This window comes from Aquabacterium sp. (assembly GCF_004297345.1).
Lineage (GTDB): Bacteria > Pseudomonadota > Gammaproteobacteria > Burkholderiales > Burkholderiaceae_C > Aquabacterium.
This window is the reverse complement of sequence record NZ_SCTN01000495.1, coordinates 1-11,918: the sequence shown is the minus strand read 5'-3', so window position 1 is coordinate 11,918 and position 11,918 is coordinate 1. Positions and strand designations below refer to the sequence as shown.

Genomic DNA, 11,918 nt, shown 5'->3' with positions numbered 1-11,918 from the left:
CGTCCTCGTCGGTTACGCCATGACCGTGAACGCAAAGCTGGGCCTGCGCGCCGATGCGGGCAGCACGGGCAGCGTCAACCGCACGCACAGCATCTCTGGCGTGGGTTTTGACACCAAGGCCCAATACAACCGCTTTGGCCTGTTCGCTGACTACTTCCCGTTCACGGGCCGCTTCCGCCTGACGGGTGGCCTCACGCTGAACAAGGCGCAACTGGATCTGAACTCGAAATTTGACGGCAACTCGTCCATCACGGTCAACGGACATGACATCACGCCCGCGGCCACGGACTATTACAACGCGCAATTCAAGTTCCCGAGTGTGATGCCTTACGTGGGCATCGGCTGGGGGCATCAGGCCCGTGCAGCAGGGATGGGCTTTGTGGCCGATGTCGGTGTCTCGATCGGCCGAGCCAAGTTTTCACCTGATACCAATCTGGTCGGCAAAACCTACAACTCATACACGATCACCCAGGCAGACGTGGACGCCAAGACCGATGAAATCAATCACAAGATCGGCCGCATCACCCTGCTGCCCAGCGCCAGCGTCGGTGTGAACTACCGGTACTGATCACCCCCCAGTTTTTTTGGCTTGGTCGCTGCCGATGGTCGCCACGGCAGGGCAATCGCAAGTCTTGGGCGCAAGCCCCGGATGCCGATACCGTTTCATCACGGTGTCGGCATTTTGTTTTGTGGCTTGATTCGCCTCAAATTCAGTGCGGTTTTGGGCCGAGGCGCGCGCAGCAAGTGATCATCATGGAAGCTTGTTCACCTCATTGAGCGCGACATGGGCCAGGAGATCACCGCGACCCGCTTCTCTGCCGACGATCTGGCGCGCTTCGAACAGCGCCTGGCGGCCGAAACCCGCCTGGCCGCCGACACCTTCAGGCAAGGCGGCTTCGCCCAGGTTGGCCGCGTAGCCGGCTTCGAGCTGGAGGCCTGGCTGCTGGATCGCCACTTCTACCCCGTGCCCTGCAACCAGAGCTTCCTGGCGCGCATGGCCGATCCGCAAGTGGTGGCCGAGCTCTCGCGCTTCAACATCGAACTCAACGGCGAACCGCAAGTGCTCACTGGCACCGCGCTGTCCAAGCTGGAGGGCGAGCTGGCCGATACCTGGTCACGCTGCCTGCATACGGCGCATGAAGAAGAGGCCACGGCCATTGCCATCGGCACGCTGCCCACCTTGCGCGAGACCGACCTCAACCTGTCGACCATGACCCCGTCCAAGCGCTACGTGGCGCTCAACCAGCAGGTGCTCAAGGCCAGACAGGGGCGGCCTTTGACACTGGACATCGCCGCACCCGCGCATGGCACGCACCTGCGCACCACACACGCCGACGTGATGCTGGAAGCGGCCACCACCTCGTTTCAGATCCACCTGCAGGTACCGGCGGCGCAGATCACCCGGCACATGAATGCGTCAATGGTACTGAGTGGCCCGCTGATTGCCTTGTCGGCCAACTCGCCGTTTCTGTTCGGACATCGCCTGTGGCACGAGACCCGCATCCCGCTGTTCGAGCAATCAGTGGATTGCGGCAGCGATCGGCAGGCCCACGGCCAACGCGTGAGCTTTGGCGAGGCCTATCTGGGTGAGGACCCAACCGCCTATTTCACCGACAACGCGGTGCAGTTTCCCGTGCTGCTGCCCATCGGCAGCGACACGCCGCCCGAGGCCTACACGCACTTGCGTTTGCACAACGGCACCGTGTGGCGCTGGAATCGTTTGTTGATCGGCTTCGACGCGGCACGGCAAGCGCACCTGCGCATCGAACAGCGCGTCATGCCTGCAGGCCCCAGCGTGATCGACATGATCGCCAACGCGGCCTTCTATTACGGCGTGGTGCACATGCTGGCCTTGCGCGCCGTACCACCTGAAACGCTGCTGCCTTTCAGCACCGCCAAGGCCAACTTCTACCGCGCGGCGCAAGATGGGCTGGATGCCCCGATCACCTGGCTGGATGGCCGCACGCGCAGCGCCGCCGACATCCTGATCGACCTGCTTCCCATGGCGCGTGAAGGCCTGCAACAACAAGGCATCGCGCCCCAGGACATCGACCGGTACATGGATGTGCTGGCCGTGCGCCTGCGCACGCGCCGCAATGGCGTGGCCTGGCAATTGGCACACCACGCGCAATATGGTGACCTCTTCAAGCTGACGGCCGATTACCTGGCGCACCAACGCAGCGGTATGCCCGTGCACGAATGGCCGCTCTGAAATGGCCCATCTGACTCACCAGACAACATCCCATGCTGACCCGACTTGACGCTCTGCCAGATGGCTTTCTCGATACACCGGCCCGTGAGCTGCACAAGCTGTTGCCCGGCCCCACGCTGATCCACCTGCCCGGCCGGCGCTCGCCTGAGTTGTTCGTCTCCGTCTTGCTGCACGGCAATGAAGACGTGGGGCTGGTGGCCATTCAGCAGGTGCTCAAGGCCCATGCCGGCCGCGAGTTACCGCGCGCCATGAGCCTGTTCATCGGCAATGTGAGCGCCGCACGAGAAGGCCTGCGCCGGCTGGATCAACAGCCCGACTACAACCGCGTCTGGCCCGGCACCGTGGCGCATGCAGGCACACCAGAAGCCGGGGTGATGCAGCAGGTTCACCAGATCATGATCGAGCGTGGCCTGTTCGCCAGCATCGACATCCACAACAACACGGGGCTGAACCCGCACTACAGCGTCGTCAGCCAACTGGATGCGGCCACCTTGCACCTGGCCATGCTGCTGACACGCACGGTGGTGTGGTTCCGTGGCCCCGAGGGCTCGCAGACGGCCGCCTTTGCGCCGCACTGCCCGTCCGTGGCCGTTGAATGCGGCAAGCCGGGTTATCCAGCCAATGAAGCGGCCGCCGCACGCTTCATCGAAGCCTGCCTGCATCTGGCGGCCTTTCCGGAACATGGGGTGCGAGAGTCCGACATCGACCTGTATCACACGGTGGCACTGGTCAAGGTGGCGCCAAAGGTTGACTTCGGCTTTGGCACGCCTGAACTACCCCTGAACTTTGCGCCGCAACTTGATCACCTGAACTTCGTCGAACTCGATGCTGGCGCCAGCTTTGCGCAAACCGAACTGCCCAGGCCGCTGGAGGCGCGCGATGAGCAAGGCCAGGATGTGACCGATACCTTCTTCTGCACCCACGATGGGCAGCTCCAGCTGAAGCGCCCCTCCATGCCCGCCATGCTGACGCTCGACACCAAAGTGGTGAGGCAGGACTGCCTGTGCTATCTGATGGACCGCGTGCCTTTTGAGCTGGTGCAACAAGGCCCACGTTCGTGAACCGCCCTGCTGCAACAACCTTCACTGGCACTTTCGCTGGCGCCTACACTGGCAGGCATCAGCCCTGACGCCTTCAGCCCTCGTGCCCACCATGCCTGCAGCCTCATCCGCCCTGCCCGAACAAGAAGCCCCGCATGGCCTTGGCTGTACGCGCCGACAGGCTTTGACCAGGCTGAGCAGCCTCGCCCTGCCCTTACCCGCTTTACCTGCATGGGCAGCGGGCGATGCTGTGGCCATCAAGGGCAAGCTGCTCAACGGCCAGCCGTTTGACACCGCAGACCTGAAAGGCCAGGTGATCCTGGTGAACTTCTGGGCCTCCTGGTGCCCGGCCTGCCGCGCTGAAATGCCCGAGATCGAGGCTTACTACCGAGCCCACCGAGCACAAGGCCTGAGCGTGCTGGCACTCAGCCTGGATGAGCCCGAAGACGAATCCAAAGCCCGGGAAGCGGCCAAGGAGCTGAGCTTCCCCGTGGCCATGATGGCGCACGCTACTCTCACGGGTTTTGACCGCATCTGGCGCATGCCCGTGTCCGCCGTGATCGATCGCCAGGGGCACCTGGTGCGGCAGGACTGGTTTGTGCAGCAAGGGCTCAATGCGGCCTTGCTGGATGCCGTCATCAAACCCTTGCTGTGACCACTTGATCGAAGGATGTCGATCAGTAGCTGTAGTGCAAACCGATCGACAGGCTGGAGCGCGGCTCAATCTGCAAGCCATTGACGCGCTGGTACAGCGGCACTTGCACAAAGCCGTAGAGCTTGAATTGCTTGCTCAGGTTCACGGTGGCGCCGGGGCTCAGGTACACCAGCGTCGCGCCCGAGTTGTCCACATCGGCGTTGTCACCCGATTCGCGCCGCTCGACACGCGCATTCACCTGCAGTTGCGGCACGACCATGCCGCCCGTCACATAACGCACGCCCGCAGACAGGTTGGCGCCCAGGCCGGGTTTGAACTCATCCTTGACTGCCACGGGGATCTGCAGCAGCGCCTGGCCGAAATAGTCAAAGTTCTGGTTGATCGGACCGAAGCGGTAGACGCCCAACAGCAAGTCGGTCGAACCGGTGCCGGGCTGCAGGCCTCGGTCCAACGGTGCATCAACTTGTGGGCCGCCATTGAAGTTGACATCGGTGCGACCTGTAGGCAGCTTCAAGCCGAACTGCACACCCCAGTCACGCTCGGGCGAGAAGCCCTGGTAGCGGCCCAGCACACGCACATCCCCGATGCTGTTGGAGCGGGAGGTGGACACGTCCGTATCGCCTTCGGCCACGGTCTCGTGATAGCGGTTGATGTAGGGCAACTGCAGGCTGACAGCCCAGTCTGCGCTGATGCCGTAGTCCACCGTCAGGGTCGTGTTGCGGTTGACCGTCTTGCCCTGAATTTCTTGCTCCGCGGGGTACGCCACGCCAGAGGCGTTAAAACGGCCCGTACCTGTGCGCAAGTCATCCTGGTTGAAATAGTCGTGGCGCAGATCCACGCTCCAGCCGGTCTTGGTCGTGAAGCCCTGACTGGCCCAATCGGCATTCAAGGTGCAACCGCACGAAGAACAGGCTTGAACCACCGCAGGCTGCGCGGCGATGAGCGCCACGACGGGCAGAGACACCAGAGACGAAAGTTTCATGGTCAGGACGTTTTTCAAAATGGTTGACAACAAGGTTGTCGCGAATGTTACCCGGCCCTGTTGCCCCGGCCTTGCGCCAAGTCGAGTGAATGACACAAGTGTTGATCCTGGGGGCTTGATTCCGTCACATGAGGCTGCGACGATGGTTGTTCAACTGGCGCACGCATGGCCAGACAAAACCCAAGGAAGGTGTCATGACGCAGCAACCACCCGCCAACGAGCCAGATCAGGCCACCAACGACCTGCCCGACGAGGACAGCGAAGCCACCGTCATCGTGCCGGCCTCGCAGCAGGCGCGTTACTTTGCGGCGGCGGTTGCAGCCACACCAGACCACACAGCGGCCACACACAAAGAGCCCGGCACGGAACCCCGCACCGGCACACTGCCCGGCAGCACCGTGCACCACGGCGATCTGACCACCCGCCAGGTGGGCCGCTATGAGGTGCGCGACTGCCTGGGCCGAGGCGGCATGGCCACGGTTTACCGCGCCCATGACCCAGACATCGATCGCGACGTGGCCATCAAATTCCTGCACGCCTCGCTGTGCGAAGACGCCGACTGCCGCGACCGCTTCGTGCGTGAATCCAAGGCTGCGGGCGGCCTGTCCCACCCCAATATCGTCATCGTGTATGACGTGGGTGAAATCGAGCATCGCCCCTACATGGCCATGGAACTGCTCGATGGCGCATCGCTCGCCGACGTACTCGCGGAAGGCAAACCCCTGCCCATCCGCGACACGGTCGTGATGGGCATCCAACTGGCGCGCGCACTCGATTTCGCGCATCAACACGGCATCGTGCACCGCGACATCAAACCCGGCAACATCGTGCGGCTGAAAGACGGCAACACCATCAAGGTCACGGACTTCGGCATCGCACACGTCGAGTCCACCCAGGGCGAACAACACACGCGCTCCGGCGAGGTGCTGGGCACGCCGCAATACATGTCGCCCGAGCAAACATTGGGCGCCAGGATCGATGGCCGCTCCGATCTGTTCTCGGCCGGCGTCGTGCTGTATCAGATGCTCACGGGCCAGCGCCCCTTCCAGGGCGACAGCATGGTGGCCATCGCCATGAAGATCGCCAAGGAACAACCCGCACCACTGGACAAGCTGCGCGCCAACGTGCCACCAGCCCTGCGCCGCATCGTGGACCGCTGCATGGTCAAGGAGCCTGGCAACCGTTTTCAGAGCGGCAAGGAACTGGCCGACGCCCTGGTCAAAGTCCTCAATGAGATCGACGAAGCCGCGCTGGCCCGCAACCGCCCGCGCATCATCCCCTTGCGCGTCAAGTGGGCACTGACGATGGCGGTGATCGTGGCCGTCGTCATGGGCCTGACCGCCACCGTCACCACACGCCGGCAGTACGCCGCCATGATGGGCCAGGTGGCCGACAACGGCGCAGCCCTGTCGCGCTTCATCGCAGCACAAAACGCCGTGGCTGCCTTGTCGGAAGATTGGGTAGCTGTTGATGTGACGCTGCAGGAGATCATGAAGACCAAGGACTTCGACAGCGTGACCGTCATCGACCGAGGCGGTATCGTGCGGGCGGCCAGCCAGGCGGCGCTGGTCGGGCAAACCTATCGCGCTCCACAAGGTGAAGCCTTGCCTGATCGTTCCGACGGCATCAAGAGCTGGCGCGCGCTCGCGGCAGGCTCGCAACACGGCACGGTACTGGGCTTCGACGCGCCGATCACCTTTGCTGGCAAGAACGTGGGCCGTGTGGTGCTGGGCCTGCCCGAAGCACCGCTCACGCATGTTGCGAGGCTGTCCATGAGCCTGATGGGTGTGCTGGTGTTGGTCACCGTGCTGGCCGTGGCCCTGGCCATGTACTTCGTGGCCAACTGGTTTGCCCGCCCGATCAAGCTGGTGGCCGAATCCATGGCGCAGATCGCCAAGGGGCGCTTTGATCACCGCATCCATGAGCAGCGCAAGGACGAGTTCGGCGAGCTGTACATGGCCTTCGATCAGATGGCGCAGGCACTGCAGGATCGGACATCCGGTGCCGGCGCAACCACACCGCCACCACACAAACTGGCGGCCTGAACGGAGCCAGACAACACCATGAGACGCGTTGCGCGAGCCTGGCTGGCCCTGCTCATCGCGAGCGGCTTGGCGGCCTGCTCGATGACACCCTTGTCGCCAGGCGAAGATCAGGCTCGTCAAGACACCCATACCTCGGTGAGCAAGGCTGAAGCGGCCCATGCGCTCAAGGGGCAAGTGCTCGGCCGCAACGAGCGCCTGGCGATCTACCTGCCCGCGCCGGGTGAAACCTTGCCGCAAATCTTGCCGCCACTGGCCCTGCACTTTCTGGGTTCAGCAGACTTGGCCTGGCGCATCGCAGACTTCAACAAGCTCGACGCCGATCCTGCCGCAGCCCCACACCCCTTGCTCATTCCGCTCGTCGAGCACAACCCCTTGGGGGTCTACAGCGACCGCTATCAGACCATCCCCATCCTTTGCTACCACCGCTTCGGGCGCGCCAATGGCGGGGCCACAAGCAACAAGATGACGGTATCCACGGCTGCGTTTGCAGAGCAGCTCTCCTGGCTTCAGCGCAACGGCTACCACGTGCTCAAACTGGCTGATCTGCGCGCCTGGCTGGATGGCCAGCGTACCCTGCCGCTCAAGTCCGTGGTGATCACAGTGGATGACGGCTATGCCTCCTTCTTCCACCAGGCCTATCCACTGCTCAAGCAATTCAACATGCCCGCCACCTTGTTCGTCTACACCGATTTCATCGGCGCGGGCGACGGGGTGGACTGGCTTGAACTGCAGGCCATGAGCCGCGCCGGTCTGGTCGATGTGCAATCGCATTCACGCACGCACCGCAACCTGATCGAACACCCCTCAAGCGAGAGCGACGCGGCTTACCAGCAAGCTTTGTTCAATGAAATCAAGGCGCCGCGCGATCTGCTGGCCCAGCGCTTGAGTACACCACAAACGCTCTACGCCTATCCTTATGGCGATGCCAACGAGGCCGTGCTGGCCATGCTCGGCAAACATGGCTATCAACTGGCCGTGACGGTCAACGCCGGCGGCAACGCCTTCTTTGCACAGCCCCTGATGCTCCGGCGCACCATGATCTTTGGCGACATGAGCCTGGATGACTTCAAGGCGAGGCTGCAGATCAGCCGCCTCACGGGGGCGCATGCACCATGAAGAGATGCCGCACCTGGCTGCTGATCTTCACGCTGTTCAGCATGATGCTGGCGGCTTGTACGAGCACACCGCCCGTGGACCAAAGCGCCGCGCACTCGCCCGCTGTAGATGCCTTCGAGCAACGCACACTGGCAAATGCCCAATCGCAGATGCAACAGGAGCACCTGGCCGAGGCCGTGCTGAGTTGGGAAGCGCTCAGCCTGCTACGCCCAGGTCATCCGATGTACGCGCAACAACTCAAGCAGGCGCGCGATCTGGTCGCGCAAAAGGTGGCAGAACAACTGCCCGCAGCACGCCAGGCGCGGCAACGCGGCGCGCTGGACGAGGCCAGCCAACGCTACCTGTCCATCCTGGCCTTGCAGCCAGACAACACCGGTGCCGCCCAGGCCCTGCGTGACATCGAGCAGCAACGCAACAAGCAGCTCTATCTGGGGCGCTACTCACGCCTGACTTTGGCGAAGGCAGCGTCCAGCAAACAGATGGCGCAAGGCAAGCAGGCAGCCAACACCACGCTGGCCGCAGAGCGCAATGCACTGGAACACGCGGCCTTGCTGGCCGGCCAAGGTGAGTTCGACGATGCCATCACCCTGCTTCAGCAGGAACTGGTCGCTCGTCCCAAGGATGGCGCCACCATCGCCCTGCTGGCCGATGTCTACTATCGCCAGGCCACCTCGCTGGAAGCCCGAGACAAGCCCGCCGCCGTGGCCGCACTGCGTCAATGCCTGCGCCTCGCCCCCGCGCACACCGAGGCGCGCCGCAAGCTGGCGCAGCTCACTTCAAAGCCTTGATCTTTTCCTTGAGCGTCAAGGCCTTCTGCTTCTCCAGGCGGGCCATGTCGTTGCCTGGATCCAGTTCCAGCACGCGGTTCCAGTTGGCGATGGCGCCATCCAGATCCTGCCGCGCCATGGATGCGCGCGCCTTCTGGGTATGGCGATCAACCAACTGCTTGCGCACGGCCTCGGCCTTGTTCGCCGCCCCGGCTTGCCCCAGCGAGGCCGCCAGGCGGTAATCGGCCAAAGCCTTGTCCAGGTTGCCACCACGCTCAGCCGCCTGGGCTGACTGCATGGCCTTGGCCCCCGGGCTCAATTCGGCAACAGGCGCCGGCGCCACCGGGGCGGGTGCGGGCTCGGCTGGCTGCACGGCCGCTGGCGCCGGCACATTCACTGGCGCAGGGGTTGGCGTCGTGGCTGTGGGTGGTGCGGAAGGCTCGGCCTTCGCTTCACTCTTGGGCTCGGCCTTGCTGCCGCTCTTGCCGCCAGCCTTGCCGGCTGATTTGGCCGCCTTGGGCGGCTCACGCTCTTCCACTGGCGCCTTGCCTGGCACCCGGATCACCTGCCCCCCGGCCACCTGCTTGGGCACCTTGATGTCGTTGTAGCGAGCCAGCCCGTAGAACAGGTAGATGTCCCCCAGGAAGTGCCCTGCAATGCGTGACAGTGATTCACCCGGCTTCACGGTGTAGCTGAAGGACTCCTTGCCCAGCAACATCACCGGGTCAATCGACAGCTGGCGCATCAAACTAAGGGCCAGCTTGTTGTTCGGGTCCAGCGCCACGGCGCGTCGCAAGGCTGCACGGGCATCGTCCTCATGGCCATCTTCCAGCTCATCCACAGCCGACTGGGCCTCTTTCTGAGCCTGCTGCATGGCCGCCTGCGTGGGCGGTGCACTGGGGGCGGACGGCACGGGTGGCCCGACCATCGGCGGCGGCGCAACCGGCGCAGTCTGACCACCTGCCGGCGGATGCGAAGCACAAGCCGCGAGCAGACCGGCACAAGCCATGGCCGCAGCCCGCATCACCCAGATCCACCCGATTGTTTGATTTGCGTGCATAGTGATGTTCATTTTGCAGCGATTCCCTGCCCCATATCTTCTACGCTTTGCGCAGCATCAGCCACCCCGGACAAAAAAGCACTTGACCTTGCCCCCGTGTCAAGGTTCATAGTGGAACCTCAGATACTTCTGCCGCCGCCTGCCATGCCATTTCGCACCAGCACCCACACCTTGCGCCGCCTTTGCGGCCTGGTGCTGCTGGCCTGGCTGCTCGGGGTGCTCAGCGGCACGGTCAATGCCTGCCTGCTGGCGGAGCCGGCGCAAGACACATCTGCGGCGCCCCTGCACCACCACGAGCGTGCGCACGAGCATGCGGATGACCCTGCCGCAAATCACCGCGCCGATCAACAGGCAGATCGCCACGCCGATGAGCACGTCCTGTGCCACAAGTTCTGCAAGGATCAAAGCCTCACCCTGCCCCAGCACAAAGGCCTGGGCGAGCAGGATTTCAGCCCCACGCTGATCGCGCTGAGCGGCCCCGTGTTGCCAGTCGCGCCATCGATCCCGCCCACGGCGCGCTGGATGGATGGTCCACAGGCCCAAGGGCCGCCGCTTGTCATTCGCTTCCTGCGACTGGCGCTATGACTTCACCTGGCGACTGACCGGCCCGGGCTTGCCTGCCCGAGGTCGGCGGTCGCCTTTGCACGGCTCCTCTTGGCGCATGGCCATGACGGAGCCGCTCGCCGTGGCCTGCCTGGCCGCCTGCATCACCCTTCGAAGTTGCCCAGCCATGAGCACATTGCGATTGCGCACGCCATCCCTGTTGTCGGCCTGCCTGCCCATCAGCCGCCCCCATTACCTGATCGTCAGCATCCTCACCCTGCTGAGCGCCCCGACGCTGGCAGCCAATGAGGCGCAACCACCCGATCTGGCGGGCGCTCTGCAAGCCGCTACCGCACGAGACCCTGAAGCCGCCCAGTTGCGCTTGCGCCAGGTAGCCGCAGAGGCCGGCGTGCAAGTGGCGCAAGGCCTCACGCCTGCGCCCGCCGCCGTCTCGCTCAACCACCTCAGTGACCGCCTCAACCAGAACCAGGGGCGGCGGGAATGGGAGGTCGAGTTGGGTACCCCGCTGTGGCTGCCCGGGCAACGTCGGGCCAATCTGGACACTGCACAACAAGCCTTGGCCGAAACGCAAGCCCGCCTGAACTGGCGCCGTCTGCAACTCAGTGGCGAGCTGCGCGAAGCCTGGTGGCAACTCGCCCAGGCACGAGCCAACGCCAGCCTGGCGAACCAGCGGGAACAAGCCGCCAAGGCCCTCGAAGCTGACGTGCTGCGTCGTTACCAATATGGCGACCTCGCCCGCGTTGATGCCAATCTGGCCAAGGCCGAATCACTGGCCGCCGAGAGCGAGCTGATGGACGCCAACCTGAAAGTGCAACAAGCCCGACAAGCCTATGCGGAGCTGACGGGTGCCGAGGCGCCTGGCCAGCTCCAGCCCGAGGCCCTGCCCACCCAAACGGCCGCCTCAGATGAGACTCATCCCCAGACGCGATGGCTGCAGACCACAGCAGCACTGGCGAGCGACAAGCTGGCCCTGCAAGCCGCCAGCGACAGAGCCTCACCCGAGCTGGCAATGCGCTGGACACAGCAACGCAGCGACGCGCTGAACCCATACGACCAGGCCATCGGTATCAAGCTGACCCTGCCGCTGTCATCCGGCCCTCGCGTGCAGCAAGACAATGCGCAGGCACGTGCGGAACTCGCGCAGGCCGAGCAGGCATTGGCGCGCACCCGCGAACACATCGAGCGCACCATCCAACAAGCCCGCCAGGAGCTGGACATTGCCGACCAGCAACTGACGCTCACCCAGGCACGCCGCCAGCTCACGGCCGACAACCTGCAACTGGCGCAGAAGGCCTTCAGCCTGGGCGAGCAGGATTTGAACGCTTTGCTGCGCGCCCGCTTGGCAGACCACGAAGCGCAAGCCGCCCTCAGCCGCCAGGCCTTGGCCCGCGACACCGCCATATCCCGACTCCGTCAAGCCCTGGGCCTGCTGCCCGAGGAGGCTCAGCCATGAGATTGCCACTTTTGCCCGCGTGGC

At 64.0% G+C, this 11,918-nt stretch carries 11 protein-coding genes; 9 read left to right on the top strand and 2 right to left on the bottom strand.

Annotated elements, in window-relative coordinates; genetic code table 11:
• The 4 genes from EPO09_RS19075 to EPO09_RS19060 form a co-directional block, all read left to right on the top strand.
• On the top strand, positions 1 to 568 hold a 568-nt coding region (locus EPO09_RS19075), incomplete at its 5' end, for a hypothetical protein (protein ID WP_290645607.1).
• A gap of 216 nt (positions 569 to 784) precedes the next feature.
• Complete coding sequence (locus EPO09_RS19070) at positions 785 to 2,212, top strand: glutamate-cysteine ligase family protein (protein WP_290645605.1); 1,428 nt, start codon at positions 785 to 787, stop codon at positions 2,210 to 2,212.
• A 32-nt stretch (positions 2,213 to 2,244) separates the two neighbouring features.
• Entirely contained in the window at positions 2,245 to 3,273 is a 1,029-nt protein-coding gene (locus tag EPO09_RS19065) for a M14 family metallopeptidase (protein ID WP_290645603.1), read from the top strand.
• 91 nt (positions 3,274 to 3,364) lie between these two features.
• Positions 3,365 to 3,907, top strand: a complete 543-nt coding sequence (locus tag EPO09_RS19060) for a TlpA disulfide reductase family protein (protein ID WP_290645601.1) — start codon at positions 3,365 to 3,367, stop codon at positions 3,905 to 3,907.
• Between the two features lie 22 nt (positions 3,908 to 3,929).
• Here EPO09_RS19060 and EPO09_RS19055 read toward each other — a convergent pair whose 3' ends face one another.
• Positions 3,930 to 4,889: a TonB-dependent receptor gene (locus tag EPO09_RS19055; RefSeq protein WP_290645599.1), complete on the bottom strand. Its 960-nt coding sequence runs from the start codon at positions 4,887 to 4,889 to the stop codon at positions 3,930 to 3,932.
• A 194-nt stretch (positions 4,890 to 5,083) separates the two neighbouring features.
• Between EPO09_RS19055 and EPO09_RS19050 the strand changes: the two genes are divergently transcribed.
• From EPO09_RS19050 to EPO09_RS19040, 3 genes are read left to right on the top strand one after another with little or no spacing between them, the layout of a single operon-like run.
• Complete coding sequence (locus EPO09_RS19050) at positions 5,084 to 6,934, top strand: protein kinase (protein WP_290645597.1); 1,851 nt, start codon at positions 5,084 to 5,086, stop codon at positions 6,932 to 6,934.
• An 18-nt stretch (positions 6,935 to 6,952) separates the two neighbouring features.
• Positions 6,953 to 8,050, top strand: coding sequence for a polysaccharide deacetylase family protein (locus EPO09_RS19045; RefSeq protein WP_290645595.1), 1,098 nt, complete (start codon positions 6,953 to 6,955; stop codon positions 8,048 to 8,050).
• Positions 8,047 to 8,838 (top strand): hypothetical protein, encoded by a 792-nt coding sequence (locus tag EPO09_RS19040; RefSeq protein WP_290645593.1) that lies wholly within the window; start codon positions 8,047 to 8,049, stop codon positions 8,836 to 8,838. The genes EPO09_RS19045 and EPO09_RS19040 overlap by 4 nt, the downstream gene beginning before the upstream one ends.
• On the opposite strand, the gene EPO09_RS19035 is transcribed toward EPO09_RS19040, so the two are convergent.
• Positions 8,822 to 9,877, bottom strand: a complete 1,056-nt coding sequence (locus EPO09_RS19035; RefSeq protein WP_290645592.1) for a LysM peptidoglycan-binding domain-containing protein — start codon at positions 9,875 to 9,877, stop codon at positions 8,822 to 8,824. The genes EPO09_RS19040 and EPO09_RS19035 overlap by 17 nt on opposite strands.
• A gap of 144 nt (positions 9,878 to 10,021) precedes the next feature.
• Here EPO09_RS19035 and EPO09_RS19030 point away from each other — a divergent pair, with 144 nt between their 5' ends.
• Positions 10,022 to 10,462, top strand: coding sequence for a hypothetical protein (locus EPO09_RS19030; RefSeq protein WP_290645590.1), 441 nt, complete (start codon positions 10,022 to 10,024; stop codon positions 10,460 to 10,462).
• On the top strand, positions 10,431 to 11,894 hold the full coding sequence (locus tag EPO09_RS19025; RefSeq protein ID WP_290645588.1) for a TolC family protein: 1,464 nt from the start codon (positions 10,431 to 10,433) through the stop codon (positions 11,892 to 11,894). Before EPO09_RS19030 ends, EPO09_RS19025 begins: the two co-directional genes overlap by 32 nt.
• Positions 11,895 to 11,918 lie beyond the last annotated feature (24 nt).